Below are 18,594 nucleotides of genomic sequence, written 5' to 3'. Positions count from 1 at the left end.
GGTGGGGGCTGTCTTCATTGCCCCCGGCGCAGGGCCTTGAGCTGGTAGAGCGCATCCAGCGCCTGGCGCGGCGTGAGGGCGTCGGGGTCGATGCCGTCCAGCGACTGCCATAGCGCCTGCGCCAGCGGATCAGGTTCGACCGTGGCTGGCGGCGTGCGTTCATCGTGCGCTTCTTCAGTTTCCACTGTGGTATCCATGAAGGAAGGGGTGCTGAACAGGTCGAACTGCGGCGTCGGCTGCATGGACTGGCTTTCCAGTGCCGAGAGGTGCTTGCGGGCGGCGCGGATGACTGCTGCCGGTACCCCGGCCAGTTGTGCCACCTGCAGACCGTAGCTCTGCGAAGCCGGGCCGCTCTGCACGGCATGCAGGAAGACGATGCTGTCCTTGTGCTCCACGGCCGAGAGATGCACGTTGGCCGCCGTCGGATGGAGGTCGGGCAACTGCGTCAGTTCGAAATAGTGCGTGGCGAACAGCGTGAAGCTGCGGGTGACGTCGATCAGGTGCCGGGCAATCGCCCAGGCCAGGGCCAGGCCGTCGAAGGTCGAGGTACCGCGTCCGACCTCATCCATGAGCACCAGCGAATGCTCGGTGGCATTGTTGAGGATGGAGGCCGATTCGGTCATCTCCACCATGAAGGTGGAACGCCCCCCGGCCAGGTCATCGGCCGCGCCGATGCGGGTGAAGATGCGGTCGATGGGGCCGATTACTGCGCTGGTGGCGGGCACGAAGCTGCCCACATAGGCCAGCAGCGTGATCAGCGCCACCTGGCGCATGAAGGTCGATTTGCCGCCCATGTTGGGACCGGTGATGAGCAGCAGCTTGCGTTCGGCGGCCAGCTGGCAGTCGTTGGCGATGAAGCGCTCGATCTGGTTTTCCACCACGGGGTGGCGACCTTGCTCGATCTGGATGCAGGGCTCTTCGACCAGTTGCGGTGCGCACCAGTTGTTGCGCACGGCATGGTCGGCCAGGGCCACCAGTGTGTCGAGCTGGGCCAGCGCATGGGCGATGGATTGCAGGCGCACGATATGAACGCCCATGTCATTGAGTAACTGTTCGTAGAGGAATTTCTCGCGTGACAGTGAACGTTCCTGCGCGGAGAGCGCCTTGTCCTCGAAGGCCTTCAGTTCGGGGATGATGTAGCGCTCGGCATTCTTCAGGGTCTGGCGGCGGCGATAGTCTTCCGGCACCTTGTCGGTCTGGCCGTGGGTGACCTCGATGTAGAAGCCATGCACCTTGTTGTATTCCACGCGCAGGTTGGCGATGCCGGTACGTTCGCGCTCGCGTGCCTCCAGTTCCAGCAGGTACTGGCCGGCGTTTTCCGACAGACCGCGCAGTTCGTCGAGTTCGGCGTCATAGCCGCGCGCGATCACGCCGCCGTCGCGCACCATGGCGGCGGGTTCCAGCATGATGGCGCGTTCCAGCAGGTCCAGGCATTCCGCGGGCGTCGCCAGGTCTTCGTGCAACTGGCCCAGCAGCGGGGCTTCGGCGTCACGTGCACACATTTCCACGTAGGCGCGCAGCGACCCCAGTTGCTGCAGACCGCTGCGCAATCCCGCCAGATCGCGCGGACGGGCCGAGAGCAGGGCGATGCGGGTGGTGATGCGTTCGATATCGGGCACCGCCGCCAGCGTGGCCGACAGGCCCGAGCAGGCATCGGTGCGCATGAGCGCATTGATGGCAGCGTGGCGCGCGCGCGCCACCTGCTGGTCGCGCAGGGCGTGATGCAGCCAGTGGCGCAGCAGGCGCGAACCCATGGCGGTGCGGCAGTGGTCCAGCGTGGAGAACAGCGTGGGCGCCAGCGCATTGGCATCCTGCGAACGGATGGTTTCGGTCAGTTCCAGGTTGCGGCGGGTGGCGGCGTCCAGGCCGATGAATTCATTTTCGGATTCGACGGTGAGCGTGCGCACGTGCTGCAGGCCGCGTCCCTGGGTCGATTGCGCATAGCGCAGCAGGGCTCCCGCGGCGCAGATGGCCGGGCCCAGGCCGTCGGCGCCGAAGCCGTGCAGGGTGGCCACGCCCAGTTGATCGAGCAGGGCCTTCTCGCTGCTGGGCTGGTCGAAATGCCAGTCCGGCACCGTCACGGCACGGTTGGGCAGCAGCGGCTCACACTGCTCCAGCTGGCCATCGGCCACCAGTACTTCGGCGGCCGAGATGCGTTCCAGCTCCTGTTTGACGCGGCCATCGAGCAGGGCGCTGTCGACCGAGAATTCCATCATCTTCAACGCACCGCTGGCCATGGACAGCCAGGCCAGGCCGACCTGCATCTGCTTGCGCGACTTGGCCGGCAGCAGCTGCATGGCCAGCAGGCAGCGCTCGGCCTTTTCGGGCAGCAGGTCAGAGTCTGTCAGGGTGCCGGGCGTGACCACCCGCACCACCTTGCGCTCCACCGGGCCCTTGCTGGTGGCCGGGTCACCGATCTGTTCGCAGATCGCCACCGACTCGCCCAGCTTGATCAGGCGCGCCAGGTATTGCTCCACCGAGTGGAAGGGCACACCGGCCATCTTGATCGGGTTGCCGTTGGAGGAGCCGCGCTGGGTGAGCGTCACGCCCATCAGGCGCGACGCCTTTTCGGCATCCTCGAAGAACAGTTCGTAAAAATCGCCCATGCGGTAGAACACCAGCGTGTTGGGGTGGTCCGCTTTGATGCGCAGATACTGCTGCATCATCGGTGTGTGGGCGGCGAGGTCTTTGGTCATGGGTCAGGGGCGATGCGGGCATCGCTTCTTGCAAGTTCGGGAAGCATGGCCGCGCGGGCTGGCCTGGATCTCCGTGGACACCACGGGTTCATCAAGCCACGGCTGGCGGCGGGACGTCATGGCGGCCGCGATGGGGAGGTCGCCATAAATCAAAAATGCGGACCGTGGTCCGCATGCATGAGCCGGGATTGTACGCGCATTGGGGCGGTGCAGCCAAGGGTTGCGCCCGGCGCGGCCCGGCGCAGGGGCAAAGCTGTGGGTGAATATCCAGAAAGTTCGGCATCCAAGCCCGTCCATCTTCCCGCCCAAATTCCCGCCCAAAAAAACAGGCGGCCACCGAAGTGGCCGCCTGCCCAGTCCGCAGGGGGAGACGGACTGTGGGGGGAGAAGGGCAAGGCTCAGTGCGCCGCTGTCGTATCGGCCACCCGGGTCGGCTTGGGGGCCAGCCACACCGCCAGCGCCGCGAGCGAGAAGGACACTGCGGCCATCATGAAGATGTGGTTGGTGGACAGCATCACGGCCTGGTTCTGCACGGTCTGCGCCAGGGATGCGGTGGCCTGTTCGGCGCTCATGCCGGCAGCCATCATGGTTTTGACCGCATCGCCGCCGCGATCGACCAGGCCGGACAGTTCGGCGTGGAAGTAGGTGGCGTCGTTTTCCCAGCTGGTATTGACGATGGAGGTGGCAATCGCCCCGGCCATGGTGCGGCAGAAACTCATGAGGCCGGCGGCCGATGCGGTCTCTTCCTCGTTCACGCTGGAGAGTGCCAGCCCGGTCAGCGGCACGAAGAACAGCGGCAATCCGATACCTTGCAGGAACAATGGCCAGCCGATCTGGAAGAACGACATGTCGGTGGTGTTGAAGGCCCGCAGGAAGGTGATGAAACCCAGCCAGGTCACGCCGATGCAGACCAGCTTGCGCGCATCCACGGTGGTGGACATCTTGGCCACCAGAGGGGCGGTCATCACCGCCAGGATGCCGGTCAGCGCCGAGATGCAGCCGGACCAGGTGGCGGTATAGCCCATGTAGCCCTGCAGCCACAGTGGTGTCAGCACCACCGAGCCGAAGAAGGCACCGAAGGCCAGGCAGATGGTGGTCACGCTGGCGGTGAAGCCGCGATGGCGGAACACCCGCAGGTCGACGATGGGATTGTGCTCGGTCAGCTCCCAGATCAGGAAGGCGATGAAGAACACCACGGCGGTCACGGCCAGCAGCACGATCTCGGTGGAGGCGAACCAGTCCTTTTCCTTGCCTTCATCGAGCATCAGTTGCAGTGCCGCCACCCAGACCACCATCAGGATCAGGCCCACGCGATCGATGGGCAGCTTGCTGGTCTTGGTCTCGAAGCGCTTGAGCATGCGCCAGCCGAGATAGCCGCAGATCAGCGCCACCGGCACGTTGATCCAGAAGATGTAGGGCCAGCTGTACTGGTCGCACAGTACCCCTCCCAGGATCGGCCCGGCAATCGGCGCCACCAGCGTGGTCATGGCCCACAGGCCCACGGCCGCCGGTGCTTTTTCCTTGGGGAAGATGCGCAGCAGCAGGGTTTGCGAGAGCGGCATCAGCGGGCCACCGGCCAGGCCCTGCATGACGCGGAAGGCGATGAGCATGCCCAGCGAATTGGCCAGGCCGCACAGCGCCGAGAACAGGCCGAACATGACCATCGAGAGGATGAACACGCGCACCGTGCCGAAGCGATTGGCCAGCCAGCCGGTCAGGGGCACCGTGATGGCTTCGGCCACCGCGTAGGAAGTGATGACGTAGGTGCCCTGGCTGGTCGAAGCCCCCAGCGCGCCGGCGATGGTCGAGACCGAGACGTTGGCGATGGTGGTGTCGAGCACCGCGATGAAGTTGGCAGCCGCCAGCAGAATGCCGGCGCCCACCAGCTGGCCGCCGGTCAGCGGGGCCTGGAAGAGACCAGGCTGGGCGGCGGGCTTGGGGGCTGGCAGGTCGCCAGCCGTTGCGCTTGGTGTGGATGACATGATGAGTCTTTCCTGGTGGTCGCTCGCTTACAGCGCGGCGGCCTTGGCCTCGGTGCTGGCCGTCTTGGGCTGTACGTCGCCGGCCTTGATCTGGCCGCGCGTATCGATCTCCACTTCCATCGACAGGCCCACCGACAGTGGACGCTGCGCCAGTTCCTTGGGATCGAGCGAGATGCGCACCGGCAGACGCTGCACCACCTTGATCCAGTTACCGGTGGCGTTCTGCGCCGGGATCACCGCAAAGGCCGAACCGGTACCACCGGACAGGCCCGTCACCACACCGTGGTATTGCACCGAACTGCCATAGAGGTCTGCCGTCATGGTCACCGGCTGGCCGATGCGCACCTTGGTCAACTGGCCTTCCTTGAAGTTGGCATCCACGTGCATCTGTTGCAGCGGCACCACCGACAGCAGGCTGGCACCGCTCTGCACGCGCTGGCCGACCTGTACCTGGCGGCGGGCGATGACGCCATCGACCGGGGCGCGCAGCACGGTGCGTTCCAGGTCCAGCCTGGCCTGATCCAGCTTGGCGCGGGCCAGCACCACTTCCGGGTTGTCGGCCACCGTGGTGTTGGCGGTCAGCACGGTGCTGGCCTTTTCTGCGCCCTGGGTGGCCTTGATGTTGGCGCGGGACTGCACTTCAGCCGCTTCGGCCGCCTTCAGATTGGCCTGGGCGGTCAGCAGGGCGGTACGGGCATTGCTCAGTTCTTCACCGGAGACCGACCCTGACTTGGCCAGCGCTTCGCGGCGCTGTAGGTCGATCTGGGCACGCTGCAGGTCGGCCTGGGCCGACAGCAACTGGGCACTGGCGCGCTTCTGGTCCGCTTCGCGGGCCAGCACCTGGGCCGCCAGGCCGGCATCGTTGGCGAAGTAGCCCTTGACCTTGCGTTCGGTGCGGTCCAGGTCGGCGGCGGCCTGGTCTACGGCCAGCCTGGCGTCGGCATCATCGATGCGCACCAGGACATCCCCTTTCTTGACGGCCTGGGTGTCGACCACGTCGACGGCGGCCACGATGCCGTTGATGGCGGGGGTGACGGTGGCCACTTCGGTGGCGGTGTAGGCATTGTCGGTCTCGACGTAGCGCGAGCCGATCAGGTACCAGTAGGTGCCGTAACCGATGGCGACGATGGCGACCACGCCGCCGAAGATGGAAAAGAGCTTCTTGCGCTTTTGCGCGGCGGCCGCCTTGCTGGCCGCTTCATTGCGCTGACGGGTTTCTTCGGCCAGGGTGTGGGCCGCCTGGGAATCGCTGTGGGACATGATGTTCAACCTTTCGCTTGCTGTTCGGTGTGGGGCGCGGTGGCGCTGTCTTGGCTCTTGCTGTCGTCGGCGGCACGGTAGCCGCCGCCCAGGGCGCGCACCAGCGCGACATCCAGGGTGAACATGCGCGAGCGCAGGTCCGAGAGCTGGCGCAGGTTGCTGATGAGCGTGTCCTGCGCGTTGAGTACGTCGAGATAGGTGTTGAGGCCACCGTTGTAGCGGTTGCTGACGATGCGATACGCCTCGTCGGCGGCGTCGGCGGCGGCTTGCACGTCGTGCAGGCGACCGGCCAGGGCCTTCTCGCTCACGCCGACATCGGCCACGTCCTGCAGGGCCTGGGTGACGGCCTGGTCGTAGTTGGCCACGGCTTCGTCATAGCTGGCGCTGGCCGAACGGAACTGTCCGCGCAGACGACCTCCATTGAAGATGGGCAGGGAGATGGCCGGGCCGAAGCTGCCGATGTCCGAGCCGCTGCGGGTGAGCATGTCGATGCCCAGCGACTGGAAACCGAAATAAGCCGACAGGTTCACGTTCGGATAGAAGGCCGCACGCGCCACCTTGATCTGCTTGCCCGCCGCTTCAGCGCGCAGGCGTGCGGCCACGATGTCGGGACGACGGCCCAGCAGTTCCACCGGCAGTTGCTGCGGCAGGCCGAAGGGCTTGGACAGATCGATCTGCGGACGCGCCAGCCGCAGCCCGCGATCCGGACCGGCACCGGCCAGCGCGGCCAGCTTGTTGCGTTGCAGGGCGATGGATTCGTCGGTGGCTTTCAGATCGGCCTGGGCGATGGCGCGGCGGGCTTCCATCTGCTTGACCGAGCCACGGGTTTCCAGACCGTTGTTGAAGCGCTGGTTGAACAGGTCCAGCGTCTCTTCACGCACCTTCAGGGCGGCGACATTGGTATCGCGCTGGGCGTAGAGCTGGGCCAGTTCGGCGTAGGCCGAGGCGATCGAGGTGGCCAGCGTGATGCGCGCCTGAGCGGCGTCGGCACGGCTGGCTTCCAGTTCCGAGGTGGCGGCGGCCAGGGCCGCGCGGTTCTTGCCCCAGAAATCGATTTCGTAGCTGAAGTCCAGCGTGGTGCGGGTTTCGTTGTTGTAGCCCTTGGGCACGAAATCCGGCGGCACGCCGTTGTTGTAGGACTGCTTCATGCGATCCAGCGAGGCGTTGCCGCTTGCTTGCGGATACAGGGCCGCACCTTGCTGCTGGGCGCTGCCTTCGGCCTTCATCAGGCGCGCCTTGGCCACGGCCATGGAGGGTGCACTTTGCAGGGCTTCATCGATGAGCGCATTCAATTGGGCGTCGCCGTAGACCGTCCACCACCGGTCGCTGGGCCAGGCGGCTTGTACGGCGTCAGCGGCCAGGGTCTGGCGGGTCTGGTACTGATCGATGGATTTCGGTTCGGCGCGCGCACCGAGATCGGTGAAGGAGGCGCAGCCGGCCATGAGCGTAGCCGTCAGCACGGCCGCCGAGACCGCCACCGCCCGCCGCCACGGCAGGGTAGGCCGCGCGGATCGCAGCGCCGGATGGGGCGCCCGCTGATCGGGGAGGGATGAGTTCTTGTTCATTTGCGTGGAGAGTGGAGTGAACGACTGAATCAGAAAATCGGGTGTTTATTAACTGTACAGTTCAGTATAGTATTCGGTTTTATGAAGTGTCAAGGCACATTGCGAGAAATTGCTCGTCTTTGTGCGGCATTGCCGCAACATGGTTTTTTCTACCGTATTTGAGGGCAATCAGGCGGCTTTCGGCGGCATCGTCGCCTATAATTCGGGATTGGCCGGTTTTCTGGCCGGCATTACAGGACAATCATGCGCAAGAAGAGTGAAGAGCGGCGGCAGCAGATGATCGACATCGCGGCCGAGGTATTCAACGAAATCGGTTTCGAAGGCGCCTCCATGGCGGAAATCTCGGCCCGTATCGGGGGCTCCAAGGCCACGCTGTACAACTATTTCAGCTCCAAGGAAGAAATCTTCGTGGAGGTGATGATCAAGCAGGTGGGTTGCCAGTTTGAAGAGTTGTTCATGGCCTTGCGTAATGAAGACGAAGTACGGGCCGGTTTATTGCGCTTGGCAAATCATTATCTGGGGGTGGTGTTCCGGCCGGAGATCGTGGCGGTCAAGCGGTTGGCGATGTATTACGCCGGCAAGTCGGAACTGGGGCCGCTGCTGTATGAGCGCGGGCCCAAACGCGGCTGGACGCGCATTGCCGATTTCCTGAAGGTCAAAATGGAGGAGGGCAAGCTGCGCTCCTCTGACGCCTGGATCGCCGCCATGCAGTTTCGCGCGTTGATCGAAGCGGAATGGATGGAAGTGCGCATGCTCAACGTGGTCACCGAGATCCCGGCGGATCAGCTGCAGGCGTCGGCCCAGCGGGCGGTGGAGGCTTTTCTTTATCTGTATCAGCCGCGCTGAAAGGATTCAGAAGCTCAGTGCAGCAGCGTGCCGGTAGTCGATCAGGGCGCCCATGGGCGTCTGAGTCCACGCCTGTTCCCGGTGCGAAGTTTCGGAAATGTCACTGGCGCTCATCTTGGCAAAGCGCTTCTTGATGGCCAGCAGTAGGCCCAGTTCGTCCTCATCGAAGTGATTGCGGTCGGCACTGCGCAAGGCCCGCACCTGGGTCCCTTCCATCGCGCCGACCTGGACCTCCGTCTGTTCGATGAGTCCACGCTGCTCCAGCAGGGAAAACAGCAGGCGGAAAGCTGACGGCACCGGTCCGTAGGGCAGGCGTTCATAAGCCAGCCCCGAGAGACTTCTTCCTCGCTGCTGGTAATGCTTGAAATCGCTGTAGAAGAGCAGCTTGTTGAGCTTGGTCACGAAGACACCTTCGCCTTCGCTGAGCAAGAGCACGACTTGTTCGAGCTTGTCCAGCCGAAGGCTCTCGGCAGGGGCGGTACGTGCGGTGCTCACGAAGGCCTTCTCCAGCGCAGCGGCGCCCGCTCGCTTTTCCAGTTCGGCCAGCAGCCGGGTACGTACTTGCGGAGCAAGATCACGCGCACTGCGGACCAGTTCAATGAGGGTGTCGACCGAGCCCATTGCCATGCGCATGGCCTTGTCATGCGCGTCGGACTGCAGCTTGCCGTTTTCGTAGCGGCTCACGGTGGCCACGCCCCAGCCCAGCACCGCAGCCAGCTCGACTTGTGACAGCCCCAGCGACTTGCGCCAGGCGATCAGCCGGTCCGGCTCAACCATTCCATGCCGCGCGCGATACAGCGCGCGCGCCTTGACCAGGCTGTCTTCCATGTCCAGCGTCTGGAAGCTCTCGCCACAGCGGCCGCAGGCGAAATAATCCACCGGTACGTCAAACGTTTCCTTGTTCACGATACGGGCTTCCGTCGTGCTGACAAGATGCACTGTTCCCTCGCCGGCACAGTTGGGGCAAATTTCAAAGGGCTTCAGGTCCATCAAACACTCCATCAAACACTCCATTGCACAGGGGGCTTCTTGAAGGGAAACTGCATTGGTCTTTCAGGCGGGTGAAATGACATGCACGTCGTCCGGCGTCCCTCGCGCGACATTGCCAGACAGAGCTTGATGTACACGCGATGGCCCCGCTCCTGCCCGCCCATGTGCTGCGCTACCGTCTTGCCGAAGTGCCAGACCCAGCCTGTGCCCCAGTCGTTCTGGCCAGGGCCGTAGCTGTAGTCTTCGATGCGGAGCTGCTTGAGCTCGCGCACCACATCCACCATCTCGAAATCGATTTGCGCCATGAATTCCAGTGTCTTGCGCTGACGCGACAAGATGATGTCCCGGGAGGGCAAGGCACCCAAGCGGGTGAGGAAGTGTTGCACCTGCAATCGGGTCGCTGACATGGCGGAAGCTCCAATATTAAATCAATTGATCAGTTTATTAATGGAGATAATCAATTGATGTTGCATGTGGGATACGTTGAGGTTTGATGTTCCCTCAGGCTGTCGCACAGCGGTTTCGAAAAGATGGGATAAACCGCTACAAAATGGGCCGTAAAAAAAGCCGGACTTGCCTCAACGGCAAGCCCGGCTTCCCCCGCATCGGGGCCGATATGAACGATTTCAGCGCTGATGCACCCGCACCCCCGCCGAATAGGTCGCGGCGATGGTACGGTCATCACCCAAAATGGCCAGTGCGAACAATTGTTCCTCCAGGCTGTCGGTGGTGGCGCTGCGGCGGGCCAGCAAGGGCGTGGCCTGCGGATCCAGCACGATGAAGTCGGCGTCGCAGCCCGGTGTGAAGCTGCCGATGCTGCCTTCCAGCTGGAGCGCGCGGGCACCGCCCAGGGTAGCCAGATAGAACATGCGTTGCGCCGGGAGGTAGGTGCCGCCCATGCGGGCTACCTTGTAGAGCTCGTTCATGGTCTGCAGCATCGAGAAACTGGTGCCGCCGCCGACATCCGTGGCCAGCGACAGTGGCACGCGCGCCGCATCGGCACGGGCGAAGTCGAACAGGCCGCTGCCCAGGAACAGGTTGGACGTCGGGCACAAGGTGGCGGCCGATTGCGTGGCCGCCATACGGGCGCGGTCCTGGTCGTCCAGCCAGATGCAGTGGGCATACAGCGCGCGCTGGCGCATCAGGCCATAGCCGTCATATACGTCCAGGTAGCTGCGGGCATCGGGGTAGAGCTCCTTCACCCATTTCACTTCGTCGGTATTTTCGGCCACGTGGGTTTGTATATACGTGTCCGGATACTGTGCCGCCAGTTCGCCGGCCAGCTTCATCTGTTCATGGGTGGAGGTCGGCGCGAAGCGCACCGTGATGGCGTAGTGCTGACGTCCCTTGTTATGCCAGCGCCCGATCAATTCCTCGCTCTCGCGCACACCCGACTCGGCCGTATCACGCAGGAAATCCGGCGCATTGCGGTCCATCAGGCATTTGCCGGCCACCATGCGCAGGTTGCGTGCATGGCTGGCGGCGAAGAAGGCATCCACCGACTGCGGATGTACCGTGCAATACACGGCGGCACTGGTGGTGCCATTGCGCAGCAGTTCGGTCAGGAAGAAATCGGCCACCTCGCTGGCGTGTTCCGGTTGCTGGAAACGGCGCTCAGCCGGGAAGGTGTAGTTGTCCAACCAGGGCAGCAGGCCAGGCGCGGGCGAGCCGATGATGTCGGTCTGCGGGTAGTGGATGTGGGTATCGATGAAGCCGGGGCAAAGGATCTTGCCACGCAGGTCTTCGATGGCGGTGCCGGGCGGCAGGGTGGCGGCCAGCGTGGCGTAGTCGCCGGCGGCCTGGATCTTGCCGTCTTGCACCAGCAGCAGGCCATCGCTGTGCCATTGGGTGGCGTGCTCGTCGAAGGCGGGATCGTTGGTGAAATACAGCAGGCTGGCGCGGTAGGCTTGCAGGGATGGGCTCATGGTGTTTCCTCGATGCAGGCGGCGCCGCGCGCACGGGCGCGGGCCGTCGATTCAGTGGTCATCATACTGGAAGGCACGGTCGTGACGATGCTTTCCGTGTTGCGAAAGTGGAATCGAAGGGGAACCCCGTGCGATCAGCCAGGACGTGTCGACAGGATTCCCGGAAGGGGTGACGGCAGGGTGTTCCTTCAGCCTCTGCCGTCCAGAGCGTGTGTGGCCAGACTCAGTGGCCATGCCTTGGGTTTGGGTTGGGTAAAGCGCAGTTCCCACAGCTGCATCAGTTGCGCCACCACGGCAATGGCGATGCTGGCGGGTTCCTTGCCATAGATGCCGGGAATGCCGATGGGGCAGGTGATGCGTTCCAGCTGCGCCGCCGAGTAACCGCGCTCAGCAAGGCGATGCTCGAACTGCTTGCGCTTGGTGATGGACCCGATCAGCCCGAACCACGCCGCATCGTCACGCTTGAGGATGCGTTCGCTCAATTGCTGGTCGAGGGCGTGGCTGTGGGTCATCACGAGATAATACGCGCCGGGTTCGGCCATGTCGACCGCAGCATTGGGCACATCGGTAGCCTCGATGCGGATCTGCGGCGGCAGATCGGGCGGGAACATGTCTTCACGCTCATCGACCCACAGCACCCGGCAGGGCAGGTTGGACAAGACCTTGACGATGGCCGCGCCGACGTGGCCGGCACCGAACAGCAGCACCTGCGGTTGATGTGCCCGGCACAGGTCGAGCAGCCAGCGGCGGCCCTGTGCGTCGCGTACCAGTTGCGTCTGCCGCGCGTGGCGCAATGCCTCGCGCGGCAAGCCGAGTTCGGGGCCATCAGGCGGGCAGGGCTCGCCATCGTTATCCATCAGTTGCAGCGGCCCGTCCTGATCCAGCGGCAGGGCGCGCCACAGGTCGCTGCCTTCGGACCACGCCTGTTCCAGCGCCTGCCACGTGTGCAGTGATATGGCATCGGCCTCGATGCGCTCAAAGCAGAGAAACACCACGCCCCCGCAACACTGGCCCAGACTGGGCCCGAGGGCGATGCGTTCGAGCCGGCGGCGGTTGGTCAGCGGGTCGGCGTCGGCCTGCAACATGGCCCGCGCAATCTGCGCCGCGCGCCATTCGAGGTGGCCGCCGCCGATGGTGTCGAACTGGCCCCCGGCGGTATAGAGCATGCGCGCTCCGGGCTCGCGCGGCGTCGAGCCCTGGATCTGTGCCACCGTCACCAGCACCGCCGGGACGCTGTCCTGCTGCATGCGACGCAATGCGCTCAGCCATGTGGTCATGATGTTTCTCCGCCGCGTATTACTGAGTAAGCGTGGCCGCGCGCACGGCATCGACCGCGTCGAGGATGGCTTCACTGGTGGCCGGTGCGCGCAGCGGGGGATTGACACGATGCGCGCCCACCGCCGATACCGCATCGCGGATTGCCAGGAACACCGAGAACGGCAGCAGCAGCGGCGGTTCCCCCACGGCCTTGGAGCGGTGGATGGTATCGGACACATTGCTGTTGGCATAGAGCTCGGTACGGAAGGCTTCCGGACAATCCGAGATGGCCGGAATCTTGTAGGTCGAGGGGGCATGCGTCATCAGCTTGCCGTCCTTGTTCCACCACAGTTCCTCGGTGGTCAGCCAGCCCATGCCCTGGATGAAGCCGCCTTCGACCTGGCCGATGTCCAGCGCCGGGTTGAGGCTCTCGCCGGCGTCATACAGCAGGTCGGCCTGCAACAGTTTCCATTCACCGGTGAGGGTGTCGATCACCACTTCGGATACCGCCGCCGCATAGGCGAAATAGAAGAAGGGATGACCGTGCATGCGCTTGGCATCCCAATGCACCTTGGGCGTGGAATAGAAACCGTCGGACCACAATTGCACGCGTTGCAGATAAGCCTTCATCACCAGTTCGACGAAGGGCAGTGATTGCTCGCCTGCCAGCACCAGTCCATCGGCAAAGCGTACCGATGCTGCCTCCACGCCAAAATGCCGCGCGGCCACCTCGGCCAGGCGTGCACGGATCTGCAGGGCTGCATCCTGCGCCGCCTTGCCGTTGAGGTCGCTGCCGGTGGAGGCGGCGGTGGCCGAGGTGTTGGCGATCTTGCTGGTATCGGTGGCGGTGCAGCGCACCTGTTCCAGCGGCACGCCCAGGGCATGGGCGACCACTTGCGCCACCTTGGTGTTCAGACCTTGCCCCATCTCGGTGCCACCGTGATTGACCAGCACCGAGCCATCGGTATAGACGTGCACCAGCGAGCCGGCCTGGTTCAGGTGCGGCACGTTGAAGGAAATGCCGAACTTCACCGGCGTCAGAGCCAGGCCCTTCTTGAGCACCGTGCTGGCGGCATTGAACTCGGCGACCGCGCGGCGACGTTCCTGATAGCGGCTGGTGCGTTCGAGCTGGTCGACCAGGCCGTGGATGATGTTGTCTTCCACCTTCTGCCCGTAATGGGTGACGTTGCGCGCCTCCGGTCCTTCGGCCTCGCTGGGGCCATAGAAATTGTTGCGGCGGATCTCCAGCGGATCACGGCCGAGGTTGCGCGCAATCTCGTCGAGGATGTATTCGATGGCCAAGGCACCCTGCGGTCCGCCGAAGCCACGGAAGGCGGTATTGGATTGGGTGTTGGTCTTGCCGCACATGGCGTGGATTTCCACGTCCGAAAGATAGTAGGCATTGTCGAAGTGGCAGACCGCGCGTGTGGCCACCGGGCCGGACAGGTCGGCCGAGAAACCGGCGCGCGAGATCATGTCGATTTTTGCAGCGACGATGCGGCCATCGTCGTCATAACCGATCTCATAGTCATAGGCAAAGCAGTGACGCTTGCCAGTGACCATCATGTCGTCATCGCGGTCGGCGCGCAGCTTGACCGGGCGCCTCAGTTTCGCTGCCGCCACCGCCGCGGCGCAGGCCCACAGGGCCGATTGCGATTCCTTGCCGCCGAAGCCGCCGCCCATGCGCCGACATTCCACCAGCACGTCATGCGAGGCCAGTTTCAGGACCGTGGCGATGTGATGCTGCATTTCGCTGGGGTGCTGGGTCGAGCAATAGACGTGCATGCCGCGTCCCTCCCTGGGGATGGCATAGGAAATCTGTCCTTCCAGATAGAACTGCTCCTGGCCGCCCACGTCGAACTGGCCGCGCAGCTTGTGCGGCGCCAGCGCCAGAGCCACCGCCGGTTCGCCGCGCGTCAGGTGCATCGGCGGGAGCACGTAGGATTGCGCAGCGTGCGCCTCACGCGGGGTCAGGATCGGCGGCAGTTCTTCGTAGTCGATCACCGCCAGGCGTGCGGCGCGGCGGGCCTGGTCATGGCTGTCGGCGACCACGATGAAGACTGGCTGGCCCACGTATTGCACCAGGCCATCGGCCAGCACCGGGTCATCGTGGATGATGGCGCCGCATTCGTTCTCGCCGGGAATATCGTTGGCGGTGAAGACGGCGCGCACACCAGGCGCGGCCCTGACCTGCTCCAGATCGATCGCGCGCACCCGGGCATGGGCCTTTTGCGACAGCCCCAGCGCCGCATGCAGCGTGCCTTGCAGCTCGACGATGTCGTCGGTATAGGTGGCTTCGCCGGTCACGTGCAGCATCGCCGATTCATGCGGATGCGGCTTGCCCACGGTGGCCCAGTCCTTGGGCGGCTGGACCAGGGTGTTGAGGAATTGTTCGGTTTGCTTGTTCATGCGGTTCTCCTGCTGGTTCGGTCCAAGGGCTTCACGCGGCGCTGACCGCGAAGGCGCGCACATCCTGAGGCGCCAGCGGCGCCTCGGTGCGGGTTTCCAGCCAATAGCGATAGAGCAGGTTCTGCGCCGTGCGCAAGCGATAGGCCGAGGTGGCCCGCATGTCCGACAGGGGCGCATAGTCCTGTGCAAGTGCAGCCATCGCTGCCTGCACTTGCGCTTCGCTCCAGGCAGCGCCTTGCAGCAGCGCTTCAGCCTGCGCGGCCCGCTTGGGGGTGGCGGCCATGCCGCCGAAGGCGATGCGCGCCTCGGCGATGATGTCGCCCTCCATACGCAGCGCGAAGGCGGCACAGACCGCAGAGATGTCCTGGTCGAAGCGTTTGGAGAGTTTGTAAACCCGGAAGCGCAGGTCCTTGCGCGGCAGCGGGATGCGTACGGCCTGCACCACTTCATCGGCTTGCAGGGCCGACTTCTGGTAAGCCAGGTAGAAGTCTTCCAGCGGCATGACGCGCTGGCCACGCACGCACGCCAATACGATCTGCGCACCCAGTGCGATCAGCCAGGGCATGGAGTCGCCGATGGGCGAACCATTGGCGACGTTGCCGCCCAGCGTGCCGGCATTGCGCACGGGCAGGGAGGCGAAGCGCTGCCACAGTTCCGACAGCTCTTGCGGATAATGGCGCGCGGCTTCGGCGTAAGCCTCTTCCAGCGAGACGCCGGCGCCGATCTCCAGCATGCCGTCCTGCACCTGCATGGCGCGCAGTTCTTCCACGCGACCGATGTAGACGATATCGCCCAGCTCGCGCATCTGCTTGGTCACCCACAGGCCCACATCGGTGGAGCCGGCCAGGATGCGGGCCTTGGGCAGCTCGGCGCGCAGCTGCACCAGCTGTGCCAGGGTGCGCGGTGCGTGGAAGGTCTGGCCTGCATGCGTGACGGCCAGCGGCGTGTCCTGGTCGATGGCGCGCAGGGCGGTCTTGACGGCCTCGCGGTCGAACTCGACCTTGGGCAGTTCGCCCATGCGGCGTGCCGCATCGATGATGGGGCGATAGCCGGTGCAGCGGCACAGGTTGCCGGAGAGGGCATCGTCGATCTCGCGCTTGCCGGGCGTGATGCCATCCTTGTCGTGCTTGAGGTACAGGCCCCACAGCGACATCACGAAGCCCGGCGTGCAGAAGCCGCATTGCGAGCCATGGCATTCCACCATGGCCTGCTGCACCGGATGCAGGCAGCCATCGGCTTGCTTCAGGTCTTCCACGGTGAACAGGGCGCGGCCGTCCAGCGTGGGCAGGAATTGAATGCAGGCATTGACCGTCTTCAGTTCCAGCCGGTCATCGCGCAATTCACCCACGACCACGGTACAGGCACCGCAATCGCCTTCGGCGCAGCCTTCCTTGGTGCCGGTGCAATGCAGGTCCTCGCGCAGATGCTGCAGAACGGTGCGGGTCGTGGGTTGGCCTGCTACTTCGTGGGTCTGGCCGCGAAAGTAGAACTGGATGGGGCGGGTAGTCTCTGGCATTTGGCTTTACTCGAAATGGATTGTCTACAAAACAGACTGCTTTATGGCGCGCTCCAGGGCGTATCGTGGGGCGTGCTTCTTGTTGTTGGATCTGCTTTCAGGCGGCCTGTCCGCTTGGGGCGGGGCCGGCCTGTGGTGTCTCCCGTGGCCGGATGGCATTCAAGAAACGTGCCGGGGTCGTCAAAAGAGGAAACGGATTGTCCGCGCGCGATTGTTGCGGACGATTGTCGGGTTCCCTCTTGTCACGATCCCGAAGAGGCAGCCCGTGTCGTGCCGGGCTGCCTCCTCGATTTTTTCAATTTACTTCATGTTCCCGCGCAGGGCTCACTCACCGCCGAGGTAGATGATCTTGAACAGGAAGACCGCGGCGATGATCCAGATTACCACTGAAACATCCTTCATACGACCCGTGAGCAGCTTCAGTCCGGCATAGCTGATGAAGCCCAGCGCCAGGCCGTTGGCAATGGAGTAGGTGAAGGGCATCACCAGGGCGGTGATCACGGCCGGCACGCATTCGGTGGTGTCTTCCCAGTCGATGTGGACCAGTTCGCGCAGCATCAGGCAGGCCACGAAGAAGAGCGCCGGTGCGGTGGCATAAGCCGGGACCACACCGGCCAGCGGGGCGATGAACAGGCACAGCAGGAACAGCACGGCGATGGCGACGGCGGTGAGGCCGGTGCGGCCACCGGCCTGTACGCCAGCGGCGCTTTCGATGTAGGCGGTGGTGGAGGAAGTGCCCAGCAGGGAGCCGGCGACAATGGCGGTGCTGTCGGCCATGAGGGCCTTGTTCAGACGCTCCATCTTGCCTTCCTTCATGAGCCCGGCGCGAGTGGCCACGCCCATCAGGGTGCCGGTGGCGTCGAACAGTTCCACCAGGAAGAACACCAGCACGACATTCAACAGGCCCATGGAGATGGCGCCCTTGATGTCCAGTTGCAGGAAGGTCGGGGCCACCGAGGGCGGGGCGGCGAAGATGCCGGAGAAGTGGTTGCCGCCGAAGAGGAAGGACAGCACCGTGACCAGCAGGATGCCGATCAGCAGCGCGCCGCGTACCTTCAGGCGGTCCAGCGCCACGATCACCAGGAAGCCAATGATGGCCATCACCGGGGCCGGCTGGTGCAGGTCGCCCAAGGTGACGAAGGTGGCGGGGTTGGCCGCGACGATGCCGGCACTCTTGAGGGAGATGATGGCCAGGAAGAGTCCGATGCCGGCCGGAATGGCCGTGCGCAGCGAGGCCGGGATGCTCTTGATGATCAGCTCGCGTACCCGCAGTACGCTCACCAGCAGGAACAAACAACCCGAGATCAGCACCGCGCCCAGCGCAGCCTGCCACGGGAAGCCCATGCCCTTGACCACAGCATAGGCAAAGTAGGCGTTCAGGCCCATGCCGGGGGCCAGGCCAATGGGGTAGTTGGCATACAGGCCCATGATGAGCGTGCCGACAGCCGCCGCCACGCAGGTGGCCACAAAGACCGAGTCCTTGGGCATGCCGGCATCGCCCAGAATGCTGGGGTTGACGAAGATGATGTAGGCCATCGTCAGGAAAGTGGTCAGGCCGGCCAGTAGCTCCGTGCGTACGGTGGTGCCGTTTTCTTCCAGGCGGAAGAACTTGTTCAAGGCGTTCATTGTGGGTTGTCTCCGTTTGGTCCGTTTTTATTCGCCGGAAAACTTGTCTGATGCTGTCCATCCTCTTGTGCGGGCTGGTCAGGCTGGGTCAGGCAAAAAATGGGCGTTGCTGGTGGGGGTGCTTTTCGCATTGTTCTGGCAGCGTTGCTAATGTCGTTCAATTTCATGGGAGGGATGTAAGGGCTATGACATAGCCATTATTAACCTGGAGTTATAAGTGGATTCGTCGACGAAAATCGGAGGTGAGACTGAGGATTGTTGCCGATGATTGGTGATGCGCAGGTATGGAATCTTGTGTCGCTCAGGCGAGATTTTGCCAGTTTTATTCGGCTGGGGTTTTTTGGGATTGTTTTTGTTGTTTCTCGGAAATTGTTTGCTTGTTTTCTTGGGTAGTCTGCACGGAATGTCTTCCTGCGCTCTAGCTTAATTATTTTCTCTCTCCGGGCGGAACGGAGCGCCGGGGGCGGCCCGGCAGCCGCTCACTTTTCTTGTCTCGCCAAGAAAAGTAAGCAAAAGAAGGCG

The 18,594-nt window shown here is 63.8% G+C and carries 12 protein-coding genes; 1 reads left to right on the top strand and 11 read right to left on the bottom strand.

The features are described 5' to 3' along the window. Nucleotides 1-14: 14 nt before the first annotated feature. From mutS to HWE01_RS15530, 4 genes are all read right to left on the bottom strand, one after another. Nucleotides 15-2,696 (bottom strand): DNA mismatch repair protein MutS, encoded by a 2,682-nt coding sequence (gene mutS, locus HWE01_RS15545; protein ID WP_241822284.1) that lies wholly within the window; start codon nt 2,694-2,696, stop codon nt 15-17. Nucleotides 2,697-3,094: 398 nt separating this feature from the next. Next, entirely contained in the window at nt 3,095-4,678 is a 1,584-nt protein-coding gene (locus HWE01_RS15540) for a DHA2 family efflux MFS transporter permease subunit (protein WP_241822283.1), read from the bottom strand. Nucleotides 4,679-4,705: 27 nt separating this feature from the next. After that, nucleotides 4,706-5,938, bottom strand: a complete 1,233-nt coding sequence (locus tag HWE01_RS15535; protein WP_175343410.1) for an HlyD family secretion protein — start codon at nt 5,936-5,938, stop codon at nt 4,706-4,708. 5 nt (nt 5,939-5,943) lie between these two features. Continuing rightward, entirely contained in the window at nt 5,944-7,503 is a 1,560-nt protein-coding gene (locus tag HWE01_RS15530) for an efflux transporter outer membrane subunit (protein ID WP_283817519.1), read from the bottom strand. A gap of 243 nt (nt 7,504-7,746) precedes the next feature. Here HWE01_RS15530 and HWE01_RS15525 point away from each other — a divergent pair, with 243 nt between their 5' ends. Beyond that, the gene (locus tag HWE01_RS15525) at nt 7,747-8,349 is read left to right on the top strand and encodes a TetR/AcrR family transcriptional regulator (protein ID WP_008330781.1); all 603 of its coding nucleotides are present in this window, start codon (nt 7,747-7,749) and stop codon (nt 8,347-8,349) included. A 6-nt stretch (nt 8,350-8,355) separates the two neighbouring features. On the opposite strand, the gene HWE01_RS15520 is transcribed toward HWE01_RS15525, so the two are convergent. The 7 genes from HWE01_RS15520 to HWE01_RS15490 all read right to left on the bottom strand — a co-directional run bounded on the left by HWE01_RS15520 (nt 8,356) and on the right by HWE01_RS15490 (nt 18,072). After that, the gene (locus tag HWE01_RS15520; protein WP_249791678.1) at nt 8,356-9,339 is read right to left on the bottom strand and encodes a type II TA system antitoxin MqsA family protein; all 984 of its coding nucleotides are present in this window, start codon (nt 9,337-9,339) and stop codon (nt 8,356-8,358) included. A gap of 11 nt (nt 9,340-9,350) precedes the next feature. Then, nucleotides 9,351-9,746 (bottom strand): hypothetical protein, encoded by a 396-nt coding sequence (locus tag HWE01_RS15515; RefSeq protein WP_175343412.1) that lies wholly within the window; start codon nt 9,744-9,746, stop codon nt 9,351-9,353. Nucleotides 9,747-9,965: 219 nt separating this feature from the next. After that, on the bottom strand, nt 9,966-11,264 hold the full coding sequence (guaD, locus tag HWE01_RS15510) for a guanine deaminase (protein WP_241822281.1): 1,299 nt from the start codon (nt 11,262-11,264) through the stop codon (nt 9,966-9,968). A 188-nt stretch (nt 11,265-11,452) separates the two neighbouring features. Further along, on the bottom strand, nt 11,453-12,541 hold the full coding sequence (gene xdhC / locus HWE01_RS15505) for a xanthine dehydrogenase accessory protein XdhC (RefSeq protein WP_241822280.1): 1,089 nt from the start codon (nt 12,539-12,541) through the stop codon (nt 11,453-11,455). A gap of 19 nt (nt 12,542-12,560) precedes the next feature. Then, nucleotides 12,561-14,930 carry a xanthine dehydrogenase molybdopterin binding subunit gene (gene xdhB / locus HWE01_RS15500; RefSeq protein ID WP_241822279.1) on the bottom strand — a complete coding sequence of 790 codons (2,370 nt, stop codon included), beginning with the start codon at nt 14,928-14,930 and terminating at the stop codon, nt 12,561-12,563. Nucleotides 14,931-14,961: 31 nt separating this feature from the next. Continuing rightward, a complete protein-coding gene (gene xdhA / locus HWE01_RS15495) occupies nt 14,962-16,446 on the bottom strand; it encodes a xanthine dehydrogenase small subunit (protein ID WP_241822278.1) in 1,485 nt (494 codons plus the stop codon). 324 nt (nt 16,447-16,770) lie between these two features. Then, on the bottom strand, nt 16,771-18,072 hold the full coding sequence (locus tag HWE01_RS15490; RefSeq protein WP_008330741.1) for an NCS2 family permease: 1,302 nt from the start codon (nt 18,070-18,072) through the stop codon (nt 16,771-16,773). Nucleotides 18,073-18,594 lie beyond the last annotated feature (522 nt).

Source organism: Herbaspirillum sp. C7C8 (assembly GCF_022627875.1).
Classification (GTDB): domain Bacteria; phylum Pseudomonadota; class Gammaproteobacteria; order Burkholderiales; family Burkholderiaceae_D; genus Herbaspirillum.
This window is presented reverse-complemented; position numbering and strand designations above follow the sequence as displayed.